Annotated in this window: 17 protein-coding genes, 2 tRNA genes and 1 rRNA gene; 14 read left to right on the forward strand and 6 right to left on the reverse strand. The window is 70.3% G+C overall.

The annotated features are described in order from the left end of the window. Window positions 1-12 precede the first annotated feature (12 nt). Together rrf and ACMGFI_RS16365 are read left to right on the forward strand one after the other, a co-directional pair. Window positions 13-135: ribosomal RNA gene (gene rrf / locus ACMGFI_RS16360) — 5S ribosomal RNA — on the forward strand. 159 nt (window positions 136-294) lie between these two features. Then, window positions 295-370 (forward strand) — tRNA-Cys (locus tag ACMGFI_RS16365). Between the two features lie 98 nt (window positions 371-468). On the opposite strand, the gene ACMGFI_RS16370 is transcribed toward ACMGFI_RS16365, so the two are convergent. Further along, a complete protein-coding gene (locus tag ACMGFI_RS16370) occupies window positions 469-1,590 on the reverse strand; it encodes a DUF7350 domain-containing protein (protein ID WP_436910927.1) in 1,122 nt (373 codons plus the stop codon). A 124-nt stretch (window positions 1,591-1,714) separates the two neighbouring features. Continuing rightward, entirely contained in the window at window positions 1,715-3,010 is a 1,296-nt protein-coding gene (locus tag ACMGFI_RS16375) for a DUF7405 family protein (protein ID WP_436910928.1), read from the reverse strand. Window positions 3,011-3,202: 192 nt separating this feature from the next. Here ACMGFI_RS16375 and ACMGFI_RS16380 point away from each other — a divergent pair, with 192 nt between their 5' ends. Beyond that, window positions 3,203-4,264 carry a DUF8231 family protein gene (locus tag ACMGFI_RS16380; protein WP_436910929.1) on the forward strand — a complete coding sequence of 354 codons (1,062 nt, stop codon included), beginning with the start codon at window positions 3,203-3,205 and terminating at the stop codon, window positions 4,262-4,264. Between the two features lie 99 nt (window positions 4,265-4,363). Here the strand turns inward: ACMGFI_RS16380 and ACMGFI_RS16385 are convergent, their stop codons facing one another. The 4 genes from ACMGFI_RS16385 to ACMGFI_RS16400 form a co-directional block, all read right to left on the reverse strand. Further along, on the reverse strand, window positions 4,364-4,570 hold the full coding sequence (locus ACMGFI_RS16385; protein WP_436910930.1) for a DUF8123 family protein: 207 nt from the start codon (window positions 4,568-4,570) through the stop codon (window positions 4,364-4,366). 176 nt (window positions 4,571-4,746) lie between these two features. Then, a tRNA-Lys gene (locus ACMGFI_RS16390) sits at window positions 4,747-4,858 on the reverse strand. A gap of 41 nt (window positions 4,859-4,899) precedes the next feature. Continuing rightward, window positions 4,900-5,571, reverse strand: coding sequence for a DUF7119 family protein (locus tag ACMGFI_RS16395; protein ID WP_436910931.1), 672 nt, complete (start codon window positions 5,569-5,571; stop codon window positions 4,900-4,902). 130 nt (window positions 5,572-5,701) lie between these two features. Next, the gene (locus tag ACMGFI_RS16400) at window positions 5,702-5,884 is read right to left on the reverse strand and encodes a DUF8595 family protein (protein WP_436910932.1); all 183 of its coding nucleotides are present in this window, start codon (window positions 5,882-5,884) and stop codon (window positions 5,702-5,704) included. A 216-nt stretch (window positions 5,885-6,100) separates the two neighbouring features. Between ACMGFI_RS16400 and ACMGFI_RS16405 the strand changes: the two genes are divergently transcribed. The 11 genes from ACMGFI_RS16405 (at window position 6,101) to ACMGFI_RS16455 (ending at window position 14,697) form a co-directional block, all read left to right on the forward strand. Next, on the forward strand, window positions 6,101-6,442 hold the full coding sequence (locus ACMGFI_RS16405; protein ID WP_436910933.1) for a DUF8134 family protein: 342 nt from the start codon (window positions 6,101-6,103) through the stop codon (window positions 6,440-6,442). Between the two features lie 87 nt (window positions 6,443-6,529). Further along, window positions 6,530-8,305 (forward strand): nitrite/sulfite reductase, encoded by a 1,776-nt coding sequence (locus tag ACMGFI_RS16410; protein WP_436910934.1) that lies wholly within the window; start codon window positions 6,530-6,532, stop codon window positions 8,303-8,305. A gap of 126 nt (window positions 8,306-8,431) precedes the next feature. After that, a complete protein-coding gene (locus ACMGFI_RS16415; RefSeq protein WP_436910935.1) occupies window positions 8,432-8,635 on the forward strand; it encodes a DUF7501 family protein in 204 nt (67 codons plus the stop codon). Between the two features lie 69 nt (window positions 8,636-8,704). Next, window positions 8,705-8,992 (forward strand): DUF6360 family protein, encoded by a 288-nt coding sequence (locus ACMGFI_RS16420; protein ID WP_436910936.1) that lies wholly within the window; start codon window positions 8,705-8,707, stop codon window positions 8,990-8,992. Window positions 8,993-9,076: 84 nt separating this feature from the next. Beyond that, window positions 9,077-9,319, forward strand: a complete 243-nt coding sequence (locus tag ACMGFI_RS16425; protein ID WP_135364923.1) for an antitoxin VapB family protein — start codon at window positions 9,077-9,079, stop codon at window positions 9,317-9,319. Further along, window positions 9,316-9,732 carry a PIN domain-containing protein gene (locus ACMGFI_RS16430; protein WP_436910938.1) on the forward strand — a complete coding sequence of 139 codons (417 nt, stop codon included), beginning with the start codon at window positions 9,316-9,318 and terminating at the stop codon, window positions 9,730-9,732. The genes ACMGFI_RS16425 and ACMGFI_RS16430 overlap by 4 nt, the downstream gene beginning before the upstream one ends. Before the next feature lie 86 nt (window positions 9,733-9,818). Beyond that, on the forward strand, window positions 9,819-10,625 hold the full coding sequence (gene pheA / locus ACMGFI_RS16435; protein WP_436910939.1) for a prephenate dehydratase: 807 nt from the start codon (window positions 9,819-9,821) through the stop codon (window positions 10,623-10,625). Between the two features lie 58 nt (window positions 10,626-10,683). Further along, complete coding sequence (locus ACMGFI_RS16440; protein ID WP_436910940.1) at window positions 10,684-11,088, forward strand: Hsp20/alpha crystallin family protein; 405 nt, start codon at window positions 10,684-10,686, stop codon at window positions 11,086-11,088. A 135-nt stretch (window positions 11,089-11,223) separates the two neighbouring features. Further along, the gene (locus ACMGFI_RS16445) at window positions 11,224-11,679 is read left to right on the forward strand and encodes a peroxiredoxin (protein ID WP_436910941.1); all 456 of its coding nucleotides are present in this window, start codon (window positions 11,224-11,226) and stop codon (window positions 11,677-11,679) included. A 124-nt stretch (window positions 11,680-11,803) separates the two neighbouring features. Next, window positions 11,804-12,478, forward strand: a complete 675-nt coding sequence (locus ACMGFI_RS16450; RefSeq protein ID WP_436910942.1) for a protein sorting system archaetidylserine decarboxylase — start codon at window positions 11,804-11,806, stop codon at window positions 12,476-12,478. Between the two features lie 149 nt (window positions 12,479-12,627). After that, a complete protein-coding gene (locus ACMGFI_RS16455; protein WP_436910943.1) occupies window positions 12,628-14,697 on the forward strand; it encodes a PAS domain S-box protein in 2,070 nt (689 codons plus the stop codon). Window positions 14,698-14,708: the final 11 nt, after the last annotated feature.

Genomic DNA, 14,708 nt, shown 5'->3' on the forward strand with positions numbered 1-14,708 from the left:
GCGGATCGGCGTTAGGGCGGCCATAGCGGCGGGGTTTACACCCGTACCCATCCCGAACACGGAAGTTAAGCCCGCCTGCGTTCCGGCGAGTACTGGAGTACGAGAGTCTCTGGGAAACCTGGTTCGCCGCCTCCACTCATCGCCCGACACGTTCCGTCGGGCCAATTCATTACCCTCGACCAGCCACCGCTGGTCGGGGGTTTCCGTATTTCATACGCAGAGCGACAGCGACGCCGACCGTGGAGTGGGCGAATCCGATGGGCTTAAGCGACACAGGCGGATACTATCGGGTGCGCCAAGGTGGCAGAGTCCGGCCGAACGCAGCGGCCTGCAGAGCCGCCCACCGCCGGTTCAAATCCGGCCCTTGGCTTACTGTCTCCATCGGTACGCGAGTGGCGACACTGTTTTGAACGCGGGCCGGTCGGAGCGTGTTCCTGTGTCCGCTATCGGTGGGTGTTCAAGAAGATCTCAGAGCGTGAGAGACACGTCAGGCATCTGTCGGAAGGCGGCTTCGTACCCCTCGTGGCGGGCGACCTGCGGGATCGTGACCACGGAGACGGTCAGCTCGTCGCCGGAGCGGACGCTTTCGACGGCCGCCCCGTAATGGTAGCCCAGGTCGGGGTCCAGTGTCCGTCGGAGCGGCCCCTCGTAGACGGTTTCGCCGTCGCGGGTGAGCGTCGCGTCGAGGGCCATCGCGGGGACGACGTAGCGGTTGTAGCGCGTGCGCGCGGAGACGGCGAGGTAGGTACCGCCGTCGACGGGCCCCTCTTCGAGCGTGGTGACGGCGAACACGGCGTCGTCGGAGCGGCCGCTGGCGCGGACGGTCCCGGGGAGTTCGGACTTCGGAGGGAGGACGGCCTGCGGGACGGTCATGTCCATCGGCCTGAGCGCGCCGGGGTCGCCGCCGCGGTCGAGCGGGCGGGACCTGATCTCCTCGCGGGTGCGCTTGGTGAACTCCAGGGGGATCTCGACGGCGGCGGGGTCGCCGAACCGGCCGTCGAAGGCGCCGGTCCGGCGGACGTTCGTGCCGCCGACGCTGAGGGTGGCGGTGTAGGTGCCGTCGCCGGGGAGGCCGAAGTTGCCGCCGTAGTGAAAGCCCATGGGCTGGGAGAGCATCGGGTAGATGACCTCCTGGGAGACCAGATCGCCGTCGCGGGCGATCTCGACGGAGAGGCCGGTATCGGGGAGGACGGTCCCGGTCTCGGGGCCCCAGACGGCGGCCATCAGATGCAGGGAGTCGCTGTCCTCGATGGTCGTCTCGGAGACCTCGTCGCCGGTGACGGTCCAGAAGTCGTGGGGGACCGTGAACATGAGCGCGAACTCGTAGTCGCCGCTGGCGGCGGTCCCCTGCATGGACATCCGCTCGCGGAACGACTGGATGTAGATCCCCCTGCCGGGGTCGACGGGGGTGGCGGTCGGGGTCGGGGACGGCGGGGCGGTGGCCGTCGCGTCGTCGGCCGGGGTGGTCTCGCCGTCCGGTCCCGCGTCGGCGGTGTCGGACTCGGACCCGGAGGAGTCCCCGAGACAGCCGGGGAGGGTCAGGGTCGCGCCGACGCCGGCGGCGAGGCCGACGAACTGTCGACGTTTCATACGGGAAATATGGGGGATCCAGCCTAAAGACGTTCTGGTGGGCGAGGCGAAACCGCAGGACTGCGGGGCGTGACGGCGGTGACGGGTCAGTCCGCCGGTCGCGGGTCAGTCCGCCGGTCGCGGGTCAGTCCGCTGGTCGCGGCGTCGGCAGCGACCTGTGACGGCGCGGCGGGACCAGGAAGTTGCCCCGGCGGCGGACGAAGATGTATTCGAGGATGCCGTTGTTGACCCGCTGGCGGACGGCGGGGGTCGCAGCGGTGATGTCGGCGCCGTTCATGGCCTCCCGGACGCGTTCGAACTCGGAGATGCGCCGCTGGAGCGACGGGAAGTGGAGGCTCGCGACGGCGTCGTCGGAGCCGATGTCGTCGGTCGACTCGAAGTGGCGGCGCAGCAGGCGGACGTTGCCGTCGTCGTCGCGGTTGGCCCGCGCGGCCTTCTGCGCGTGGCCCACGCGGCCGGCCTCGCGGGCCCGGTCGGCCACGTCGTCGAGGAACCGGTCGATCCCGCTGTCGTCGCCGAGGTTCGTCCCGACGCCCTCGACCAGCCCCTCCTCGGCGTGGCCCGGGCTGAACAGCTCGGCGACGCGCTCGTCGTAGCTCTGCTCGCCGTACCAGTCGTCGAGCCGCTGACGGAGGTTGGCGATCACCTTCGTCGTCCCGCCGGCGAACGGCCCCTCCTCGATGGTGACGTAGTCCTCGGTGGCCTGGTTGCCGACGAACCCGGCGGTGAAGCCCATGAACAGCGGCGACTGTTCGGGAACGGGCTTCGAGTCGGGGATGCCCGCGGCGTCCTGGTGGTCGGCGGGGAGGCCGGCGCCGACGAAGCCGGTCCGGCGGGAGTCGACGGTGGCTACGTCCGTCAGGCGAGCGTCGACGGGTTCGCCGTTGACCGCGTCGCGGTCGCCGGTCAGCGCCTCGTCGGCTGCCAGCACCGCGTCGGGGCGGTTGCTCGCGAGGTGGACGACGGCGTCCTGGGTGTCGAAGGTCGGCGTCTCGAAGTCCGAGAGCGGACGGGGTTCGGGGAGGGCGACCGACGGCGGCAGGTCGGCGTCGTAGCGGTCGAAGTAGGCCGGGGAGTACGCGACGGTGTGGAGCAGGCCGTCGGCGCTCCACTCGTAGGCGCGGTCGAGCGTCGAGAGGGCGGTCTCCAGGGTCGCGCGGGCGTCCTCGCCGGGCGGGCCGTCGGCGTCGAGGTTCACGTAGAGGAGGACCTGGTGCTCGGGCAACAGGGAGTTGCCGCTGTCGTCGTGGGGGACGTGGTCGCGCCAGGCGTGTTGCCGCCGGGGCTTGGCCGCGGGGTCGCCGGTGGGGGTCGCGCCGTCGTCGACCCGTTCTTGGCAGGCGGCGAGCGCGCCGGCGCCGCCGACGGCGACGGCGGCCCGGAGGAACTGTCGGCGCGGCAGGTCGGGATCGAGGACCATCTCGCCGGCGGATAGCCGCGGGACCGGCAAGGTTGTTTCGACGGCCGCGGGTCGACCGGGCGTGGTTCGGATCCCGCTCCGTGCGGGTCGGACCGGAGGGCCGGTCGAGCGGAGCGTCCGGAGGGGTTGCAGACGCCGTCGTATCGGCGGAATTGGTAATCATTATACGCGGGGGCGCCCGACCACCCGGGTATGCAACGACGAGCCGCGGCGATTTACTTCGTGTTCTTCCTCGTCATCGGGGCCGGGGCGTACGGCCTCATCCAGACGGCGGAAGAGCCCACGGTCTCACTGGAAGGCGACACGGCGTACTCCGCGGGCGACGAAGTGACCTTCGGCGACCGGACCTGGGAGGTCGCCCAGGCGGACACCGGCAACGGCGAGCTCGCGTGGGTCAACGAGTCGGCGGTCGTCACGACGACCATCGACAACGACACCGAAGTGCCGGTGACCGACGTGCGCTGGTCGGACCAGTCGGCCCGGATGGAGCAGGTCTTCGAGGCCGGCTCGACGGTCCAGTACAACGGCAGCGAGTACGAGGTCAGCGTCAACGAGAGCGCGGGCTCGTTCACCCTCGCGCTCGCGAGCAACGCGTCGGTCAACGAGAGCTACGCCGTCGGCGACACGGTGACCTACCGGGGCAACGAGGCGACGGTCACGAGCGTCACGGGCGAGGCGGCGACCATCGTCTGGGGCGGTCCGTACCTGCTGGTCGTCCAGGCGGAGAACGGGAGCGACCCGACGGAGGCGACGTTCGTCGAGCAGCGCGATATCGGCGCGATGGTCGACGCGGACCCGGCGCTGTACAACGAGACGATCACGCAGAACGGCGTCGAGAAGGTCACCTTCCGCGCGAACGACACCAACGTCCCCGTCGACGAGTACTTCCCGCCGGTCGAACGGCACACCATCGCCGAGGGCGAGACGCTGACCTACCAGGGCAACGAGACGACCGTCGACGCCGTGACCAACACGAGCGTCGAACTCACCCGCCCCGGGCAGAACACCGTCACGGTCGGCTTCTCCGAGGGCGCGAACTTCACGGTCGCGGACACGCAGTACTTCGCGCACTTCCCGGACAACTCGTCGGTGTACTTCTTCGAGACCGCCGAGCGCTACGGCGACTACGCGGCGGAGGAGAACGAGATCACCTCCTACAACGACCGGATGAACGGTCTGTGGGGCGTCGCGCAGCTCAGCCTCCTCGCCGCGATCCTCCTGGCCGCCATCGCGTACCTGCCCGTCCGGGGCTGACACGTCGCGGCGGTCCGCTTTCGGTCCGGTTTTCGATTGTACCGAACGGCGAGCGGCAACGCTGTGCGGTGTCGTCAACCGGTCGGAGAAAGGGCGGCGTCAGTCGGTGCGGCTGAGCCAGACGAGGGCGGCGCCGAGCGCGGCGGTCCCGACGGCACCGACGACCTGCAGCGCCGAGGCGACGACACTGCCTTTCGTCGTCCAGGGGGCGCCGGCGAGCGTCGCCAGCGCGACGAGCACGAGCAGGACGCCGACGGCGATCCCGACCGGCTCCAGCCGGTCCTCGAAACGGTTCGTGGCGTTCATACACGGTCACTCGCGGCTCACCGTGGTAAGTCTCTTGGTTCCCCGTCGCTGTCGCTCGGCGGTTCGTTCCACGGGCCGGGAGGGAGTTGAACCCGAGTGCGAGACCCGCTTCGCTCGCCTCGCGTAGTTCAACTCCTCCTGTCCGCTTCGCTCGTCACGTACGTTCCTCGCAGAAGCGGGCCGGGAGGGAGTTGAACCCCCGACCATCTGGTCTCTCCCGCAACCACGCGGGTCGAACGCGTAGCCGCGATAAAAGCCAGACGCTCTGCCTGACTGAGCTACCGGCCCTTCATCACCGAATCGGGGAGACGGCGATTAAGTACTTACGATCAGTCCTGTCTGAAGCGCCGTTCGAGCGCGGTGGCGACGATCTCGTCGGGCTCGACGTCCTCCAGCGCCGCGCGCCTGCGGAGTTCGCGGTAGACCTCCGGCGGGAGCTCCATGGTGAGCTCGCCGAGGGTGACCCCTTCGGCGGCCAGCGCCTCGTCGACGGGCGTGCCGTCGTTGACGTCGCTGGCGACCGAGCGCACCTGGCGGACGGTCATGTCGTGGTCGAGGACGGCCCACGCCAGCTGGAGGCGGGCGGCGCCGGCGACGCGGGCGATGTGTTTGGCGGCGGTCGGGGCGATCTCGCCCATCGCGACGTGCTTGCGGATCGAGCGGGGCAGGTCGTGGACCCGGGACCACTTGCGGATGAAGGCGACGGTGGCCTCGCCGCCGGCGCGCTCGGCGGCGGCCTTGTACGAGCCCTCGCCGCGGACCAGCGCGGCGCAGGCGGCCGCACCCCGGAGCATGAAGACGGTGTCGGCCTCGCCGGCGGCGTCGCTGGCGAACTGGCGGACGGTCTCGGCGGCGGTCTCCAGGCTCTCCGGGTCGTCGGGGTCGAACTCGACGGCCTCCTCGGGCCGCTGGCCGGTGACGCTCGGGTCGCCGCGGATGACCGGCGCCCCGACCGGCGACTCCCGGTCCGTCGGCGGGTCCCCTGGCCCCTCGTGGCTCATCGCTCGTTCTTTCGGAGTAGTCTGTGAAAAGGGTCCCGTCTGCCGGTACGACCGGCGCACACGCGCTCGGGGCCCGACCGGCCGTCGCACGGTTGGACCTCGTCGGGGGCTGTGGGCCGCGTCGCGGCCGTCAGTCGGACGCTTCGGCGCGCTCCTCGGAGAGGTGCTCCCAGACCTCCGCACAGCCACACCCGTCGTCGACGTCATCGAGATGCTCTCGATGGCTCGACGAGCCACGCTCGTCGGTGTCGTCGAGGTGGCTGGTGTCCGGCTCGGGCGCTTCGTCGTCGTGGGTGTCTGTCGTCTGAGTCATCGGTTCGTCGTACACCCGGCTACAGGCCGTACTCCCTTAACCCGTCGCGCTCCCGTAATTGCTACCCGGGCTTGTGCGTACCGGCAAACCCTTCACCTATCTCGGACGGGCGCGGCGGACGGCGGGGACCGGTCCGGCACCGCTCGACGTGCGACCCACCGGCGAGTGTTGTGTGGGGCGACAGGCTCTGGGTACTCGGGAGCGTAGCGACCGGCAGTGACGACCGACGTTCACCAGCTCGACGACGGTGCCTGGATCAGCGTCAACGACGAGCGGCAGGTCAACGTCAGCGACCTGTGGCTGCTGGCCCGCCAGGCGGTCTGCGACTGCGAGACCGCCGACTTCCTCGTCGAGGGGTTCGCGGAGGTCGGCGTCGACCACCCGGACGTCCAGGCGAAGGTCGCCGGCCGCTGTATCGCCTGCGGCCGGGAGGGGGTCACCGGCTGGCTCACCGTCGGCCGCGTCATCGACCCCGAGGACGGCGAGTTCTACCCCGTCGACACCGCGAGCGTCCAGATCCCGGAGCGACGCCGCCGCCTCGCTCGCCCCGAAGAGTAGGCAACACGATCCGGTTTGCGGGAGAGGTGGGGCGGTTTGTCGAGATGCGCGCGCGTTTAAGTGCGGAGCTATTCGGGGGAGACACGAATGCCGTCGAAAGTCGAGAACTGGAAGAGCGAGGTCTACGGCAACGAGATACGCGAACACCTGCTGGAGTTCGCGGAGGAGGGGTGGGACGCCATCCCGGAGGACGAACACGACGCCTGGTTCGAGCGGTTCAAGTGGTGGGGGCTGTATCACCAGCGGAAGGGCCAGGAGTCCTATTTCATGATGCGCATCGGGACGCCCAACGGCGTCCTCGAACCCGGCCAGCTGCGCGTCGTCGGTGAGATCGCAGACGAGTACGCCCGCGGCCCCGTCGACAACCCCGAGTTCGGCGGCGCCTACTGCGACTGGACGACCCGCCAGTCGATCCAGCTGCACTGGATCAAACTGGAGGACATCCCGGCGATCTTCGAGAAGCTGGAGGAAAACGGCCTGAGCACGCAGCAGGCCTGCGGCGACTCCTGGCGCAACATCGTCGGCTGTCCGGTCGCCGGCAAGGACGAACACGAGCACATCGACGCCTGGCCGGTCGCCCAGGACCTGCACGAGACGTTCAAGGGCGACGACGACCACACCAACCTCCCCCGGAAGTGGAAGGTCTCGGTGACGGGCTGTGACCAGGGCTGCGGCCAGGGCGACATCAACGACCTGGCCTTCGAGCCGGCGACGAAGGAGGTCGACGGCGAGGAGCAACTCGGCTTCAACGTCCGCGTCGGCGGCGGCCTCGCCCGCAAGGAGCCCCGCTTCGCCCGCGACATCGACGTGTGGGTTCCCACCGAGAAGGTCAACGACGTGGCCGGCGGGATGTCCGCGCTGTTCCGCGAGTACGGCGACCGCGAGGACCGCTTCAACGCCCGCATCAAGTTCCTCGTCGACGAGTGGGGCCCCGAGAAGGTCCGCTCGGTCCTCCAGGAGGAGTTCGTCGACTTCGAACTGCCGACTGCTGGCGAGGACATGCGCGACCAGTACACCTACAACGCCGGCACGGGCGAGCACGGCGACCACGTCGGCGTCTACGACCAGCCCGACGGGAAGAACTACGTCGGCCTGAACGTCCTCGTCGGCCGCATGGGCGTCGACGACGTGCTGGAACTGGCCGACCTGGCCGAGGAGTACGGCTCCGGCGAGGTCCGCCTGACCCAGCGACAGAACGTCATCGTCACGGACGTGCCCGACGAGGAGCTCGACGCCTTCCTCGACGAGCCGCTGCTGGAGGACTACTCGCCGGACCCGAGCCCGTTCATGCGCGGCTCCATCGCCTGCACGGGCACGGAGTTCTGCTCGCTGTCCATCGTCGAGACGAAGAACCGCCAGGTCCGCTACGCCCGCTGGCTGAAGGACAACGTCGACCTGCCCGGCGAGGTCGAGGACTTCCACATCCACCTCTCCGGTTGTACGGCCTCCTGCGCCCAGCCGCAGATCGCCGACGTGTCCCTGCGCGGAATGAAGACGCGCAAGGACGGCGAACCCGTGGAGGCGCTGGACATCGGCCTCGGCGGCGGCCTCGGCGAGGAACCGCGCTTCGCCGACTGGGTCGAACTGCGCGTCCCCGTCGACGAGGTGCCCGGCGCCATCAGGAACCTCGTCGCCAACTACGAGGCCGAGCGCGACGGGACCGAGACGTTCCGGGAGTTCGTCGCCCGCCACGACGAGGACGCCCTCTCGGAGTTCGTCGAGCCCGAGGAAACGGACTACGAGGACCCGTACATGCACAACACGAAGATGACGTGGTACCCCTACACCGACGACGACGAGATGGGCGACTCGCCGGCGCCGACCGACGCCGAGGGCAACTCGCTCGCGCCCGCCGACGACTGAGCGCCCGCCGACGACTGAGCGTCCGCCGACGACTGAGCGTCCGCCCGACCTCGTTCGGCCCCGAAGGCCGACGCTTCGGCGCCCCGTACCGTTATTTTGCCGGAGGCCGTAGCGACTCCCGCACCCATGTCCGGTGACGAGCACGTCCACCCGGAAGTGGGGTCGCAGGACTGGGACAACCCGGACTTCTGTCCGTTCTGCGGCGAGCAACTCCCCGACGGCGGCGCCGGCTTCATCGACCACACGAAGGAGAGCGACACCTGCCGCGATCGGTTCGAGGTGTGGCGGTCGAACATCGCCGACGACGTGGCCGGCGAGTGGACCGGCTGACCGTCGGATCCAGGCCCATGGGGCGACCGACCCGCCGTCGCTTAAGTATCTGGGCCGCCGACCGACGGTATGGTCGACCGCATTCTGAAGGTCAACGCCTACACCACCTTCGATCTGCTCGACGGCCGCGTCGAGGGCCACGGCTTCGAGGAGGAGGCGCTGACCGTCCTGAACGTCACCACCGACAGCCGCGACGACCCCGACCACGTCGAGTTGCAGGTCGAGATGGACAACACCGACCTCGACGAGGTGACCGCCCACGCCGACCACGTGGAGCTGTCGGCCGAACAGGCCCGCGAACTCGCCGCGGAACTGGAGAAGTACGCCGGCCGCGTCGAGGCCGCCGACGAGGGGTGAGGCGTCCACGGGCCGTCGAGACCGAGGCTAGTACCGATTCCGGCCCAACGATTAAACGCTGTCAACGCGAATGTCAACGTGACAATGGCGACAGCGGACGAGCAGATCCGGGTGAGCGACCGGGTGAAACGCGAACTCGACCGGCGTCGGCGCGAAGGGGAAAGCTACAACGACGTCCTCGAGCGCCTGCTTCCGGAGAACGCGGACACCTCGTTCGACGATGGGTTCGGCGTTCTCTCGGACGAGACCGGTGACGAGATCCGAGAGCGACGTGAGCGAGCCAAGGAGGAACGGAAGAACCGGATGCGCCGACTGGAGGACGCGTGAGGGTCCTCGACGCGAACTACCTCATCGATTATCTGAGCGGGGTCCCGGAAGCGAAGTCGTACTACGAGGCGAACGGTGGTTCCGACAACCGCTGGATCGCACCCGCACCGGCGTACGCGGAGGCTCTCGTCGGCGTCGGCAATCATCCGACGGGCGATGTCGACGAAGCTATCGAGGCACTGGCGTGGACTGACGTATACGGTGTCGACGACCGACTCGCCATCTCGTCGGCGCGAATCGCGGACGAGATCGGGTCGCAGGGCCCCTATCTCGACGGCGTCGACGCGCTCGTCGCCGCGACAGGTGAGGAGTTAGACGCGCCAGTCGTCTCCTGTGACGGCGACCTCACGCACGAGGCGACGACGGCGGTCGTCGACGTGGAAGACTACCTCGAACGACACGAAGGGACGTGACGCGTACAGTGCTCGGCTCAGGTCGTCTGTAATCCGCCCGCGACCGACCACGACGCTTTTCACGGCGAGCGGCGAACCGGGGGGTAATGGAAGCACTGACGCTCGGTCCGGCGGGGACCTACTCCCACCGGGCGGCGAAGGCGGTGGCCGACGAGGTGGTCTTCACGGACTCGAAGACGGCCATCGTCGAGGCGGTCGCCAGCGGCGAGTACGAACGGGGGGTCGTCCCCGTCGAGAACAGCACCGAGGGACCGGTCACGGAGTCGCTCGACGCGTTCGCCGAGTTCGACGTGGCGGCGGTCCGCGAACTCATCACGCCGATCCGCCACGCGCTCATCGCGCAGGGGCCGGAGTTCGACGTGGTGGCGAGCCACCCGCAGGCGCTCGCGCAGTGTCGCGAGTACCTCGATCAGAACTACCCCAGCGCGACGCTGGAGTCGATGACCTCGACCGCCGCCGGCGTCGAGCGCGCCCGCGAGGACCCGAGCGTCGCCGCCATCGGCCACCCCCAGAACGCCGACGACGAACTCCGGGTGATCGCCGAGGACGTCCAGGACCAGTCGTCGAACGCCACCCGATTCCTCGTCGTCGCGCCCGCGAGCGAGCGCAGCGAGGCCGGCTCGAAGACCTCCTTCATCGTCTACCCGAACGTCGACTACCCGGGGCTACTGCTCGAACTCCTGGAGCCGTTCGCCGACCGCGACATCAACCTCACGCGCGTCGAGTCCCGCCCCAGCGGCGAGCGGCTGGGCGACTACGTCTTCCACATCGACGTCGAGGCCGGCCTCTACGAGGAGCGCACCCAGGCGGCGCTTTCGGAGATCGAGGCCATCGCCGACGAGGGGTGGGTCCGCCGGCTCGGCTCCTACGACAGCGAGACGGTGCTGGACTGACCGGCGAGGCCGCACCCGCCACGGGCTTAAGGCGACTCCCCGCGTAGTCCTGGGCGAGATGACACGATCCACCGACCCGTTCGGCGACATCGAGGAACTGATCGACGTGATGACCGGCGGGCTGGAGCCGTCGGGCGACCTGGCGGTCGACGTGGCCGACACCGGCGACGAGTTCGTCGTCGTCGTCGACCTGCCGGGCTACGAGCAGGCGGACATCGACGTGCAACTGACCGACTCGACGACGCTCGTGCTGTCGGCCAGCCGGGAGACCGAGTCCGTCGAGGAGGCCGACCGCTACGTCACCCGCGAGCGCCACGGCCAATCGGTCAACCGGCAGGTCGGCCTCCCCGAGCCCGTCGTCGAGTCCGAGGCCGGCGCCACCTACGAGGGGGGCGTGCTGACGGTCACCCTCCCGAAGCAGACGACGACCGACGACGGCGGCACCGACATCCCGGTGAACTGAGCGCACACGCGCACCCGTACGGCCGGTCGCGCACTGCCGCGGCCGCGCCCGGCCGTCGCGGAGCGCCCGCGGGTGCGGCGACGCGGCCGCCACCGGAACCGCAAACGGCTTTCGCGGGCGGACCGAGTCGCCGGTATGGCACTCGAACCCGGCGACCCGGCGCCCGAGGTGGCGGCCCCGAACCAGGACGGCGAGACGGTCGAGCCCGACTGGTCGGGCGTCTCGGTGGTGTACTTCTACCCGAAGGACGACACGCCCGGCTGCACGACCGAGGCCGAGCAGTTCCAGGCGGAACTGGAGAGCTACCGCGACGCGGGCGTGACCGTCTACGGCGTCTCCGTCGACGACGCCGACTCCCACGCCGACTTCGCCGCCGAGTACGGGATCGAGTTCGACCTGCTGGCCGACCCCGACGGCGAGGTCGTCGACACCTTCGACGTGGAGCGGTCGCGCGGCGTCGCGAGCCGGACGACGTTCGTCGTCGTCGACGGGTCGGTCCAGGCGACCTACACCGGCGTCGACCCCGACGGCCACGCGCGGAACGTGCTCGCCGACCTCGTCGAGACGGGCGTCGTCTCGATCGAGGACTGAACGGGACCAACCGCCGGTGGGTCGTCCGCCGCGAGAGGGGGGCGCCGGTAGGCTGCCCGTCACGACCGGCGGCCGACCCCGCCGTTCAGAAGGCTTATCACCGGAACGGACCGCAGTACCGGCAATGAGCGTCGCGAACGGCAGTCTCAGGTACGCCCTCCTCGCGGTCGTCGCCGCGGCCGTCGTCTTCCCGTTCTCCCGGGTCGCGAGCGGCGTCTGCGTCGTCGCCGCGGTCGGCGTGATCTACTTCCACCGCGACCCCGCGCGGGTCGTCCCGCCGCAGGGGGTCGTCGCCCCCGCCGACGGGAAGGTGACCGTCATTCGGGAGGAGGACGAGGGGCTCCGGCTGGGCATCTACATGAGCGGCTGGGACGTACACATCAACCGCGCGCCGATGGACGGGACCGTCGAGACGGTCGAGCACATTCCGGGCGCGAACAAGCTCGCGTTCACGAAGGACGCCGAGGAGAACGAGCGACTGCGCTTCGAGTTCGAGGACTACACCCTCGAACAGATCGCCGGCACGTTCGCCCGCCGGACCTACTCCTACGTCGACCCCGGCCAGGAAGTCGCCCGCGGCCAGCGGATCGGCCACATCTCCTTCGGCAGTCGCTTCGACATGGTGTTCCCGCCCGAGTACGACCCCGACGACCTCACCGTCGACGTGGGCCACCGCCTCTACGGCGGCGAGACGGTCATCGCGCCGCAACGCTCGCAGGTGGCCGACAAGGCCGGAGCCGCGGACGACCCAGCCGCCGACGAGGCCGGCGAACCGCGGGACGCCGCGCCCTCCGCCTGACCCGTCGGGGCGGTTCAGAAACGCCCCACCCCGTCCACCGTATCGTCACGTTCCGCTCGCTGGCCGGGTACGTGCGGCTTCGTCCCAGTCCACAAACCAATTAATAACCTGACATATTTACGGGCGGGGCGACCAGTAGCGGCCGAGGAATGACACGGACAGGGGGAGAGCGTTCGGGGACGGGCGGGAACTGCGCCTACGATCCGTCGGTCGTCGCGGGCGAGACGTTCTTCCGGACGCTGGTCGAGAGCGCGTCGGACGCGGTCGTGACCGTCGACGAGACCGGGGGGATCGTCTTCGCCAACCCCGCCGCGGCGGAGCTGTTCGGCCACGAGCCCGAGGCGCTGGTCGGCCGGTCGGTGGCGGCGTTCCTGCCGGAGGGCGACCGGCCGCGGGTCCGCGAGGCGTTCGAGGCGCTGCGGTCGGGGTCGGAGGCGCCGACGGAGTGGGAGGGGATCGAGACGGTCGCCAGACACCGCGACGGGCGGCTCGTCCCGGTCGAGCTGTCGCTGCGGGCCCACCGGGAGGGGGAGGAGTGGCTGTTGACCGCCGTCGTGCGGGACATCTCGGACCGCCGCGCCGAGCGGGTCGAGCGCCGCCGCGAGCGGGAGCTGACCGAGCAGCTGCTGCGGACGGTCCCGACGGGCCTGGTCGTACTCTCCGCCGAGGGCGTCATCGAGCGGATGAACGACCGGGCGGGCGAGATCCTGGGTGTCGACCCCGAACGTGTGGTCGGTGACTCCCGCGAGACCGACGCGTGGCGGCTGCTCGACGCCGACGGTGAGCCCGTGCCGCCCGACGAGCGGGTCTTCGGGATCGCCCTCGACACGGGGCGGCCGGTGACCGAAGTCGAACACCAGGTCGAGCGGGCGGACGGCTCGCGCGTCTGGGTGCAGGTCAGCGCGGCGCCGCTGACCGACGGGGACGGCGCCGACCGGGTCGTGGTCGCCGTCGAGGACATCACCCGGCAGAAGGACCGCGAGCGGCGCCTGCGCGAGCAGAACGAACAGCTCGAACGGCTCGACCGGATCAACGCGGTCATCCGGCGGATCGACCAGGCGCTGGTGCGGGCGACGACCCGCCGGGAGATCGACGAGGCGGTCTGCGAGGCGCTGGCCGCGGCCGACCCGTACCGCTCGGCCTGGATCGGCGACGTGAGCGCCAGCAGCGACGAGGTGACGCCGCGGGCCCACGGCGGCGACGTGGCCGACTACCTCGACGCGATCGCGGTCACGCGCTCGGCCGAGCCCGGCGGGCGAGGGCCCGCCGGCCGGGCGATCCGCTCGCGGTCGGTGCAGGTCACCCACGACGTGAACACCGACCCGGCCTTCGAGGGGGTCCGCGCGGCCGCCGCTGCCCACGGCGTCCGCTCGGCGGCCAGCGTCCCGCTGGTGTACGACGGGACGATCTACGGCGTGCTGACCGTCTACGCGGACGAGCGGGGCGCCTTCGACGACACCGAGCAGGACGTGCTCGGCGAGCTCGGGGCGACGATCGGCCACGCGATCAACGCGGTGACGACTCGGCAGGCGCTGGTGGCCGACCGCGTGACGGAACTGCGGCTGGCGGTCGACGACGACCGGCACTTCTTCTCGGCGCTGTCGGCCGCGCTGGACTGCGAGGTGGCCTTCGAGGGCGCGACCGTCCAGGCCGACGAGACGTTCCGCTACTACCTGACCGTCGCGGGGGCGGACCCGGACGACGTGCTCGGGTTCGCCGACGGGTTCGCGGGCGTCGAGTCGGCCCGCGTCGTCAGCGTCGGCCCCGACGGGGAGTCGCTGCTGGAAGCGACGCTCGACGCCGAGAGCGCGTTCGGGGTGATCGCCGACCACGGCGGGGCCGTCCGGTCGGCCTCGGCCGCCGGCGGGACCTGCGAGGTCGTCGCCGAGCTCCCGGTGGCCGCCGACGTGCGCGCCGTCGTCGACGCGCTCGACGAGGCGTTCGCGGACATCGAGGTCCGCGCCCAGCGCGACCGGGAGCGGGACGGGAGCGACGCCGTCGCCTCGGGCCCGTCGTTCGACGCCGACCTGACCGACCGCCAGCGGACGGCGATCGAGACCGCCTACTACGCCGGGTTCTTCGAGTGGCCCCGCGAGTCCACCGGGGAGGAGGTCGCCGAGTCGCTGGGCGTCTCCGCACCCACCTTCCACAAGCATCTCAGGGTCGCCGAGCGGAAGCTGCTCGCCGCCCGCTTCGGCGACGAGCCGACGGACGAGTGACACTAACCGTT

Source organism: Halosimplex marinum (assembly GCF_051414075.1).
Lineage (GTDB): Archaea > Halobacteriota > Halobacteria > Halobacteriales > Haloarculaceae > Halosimplex > Halosimplex marinum.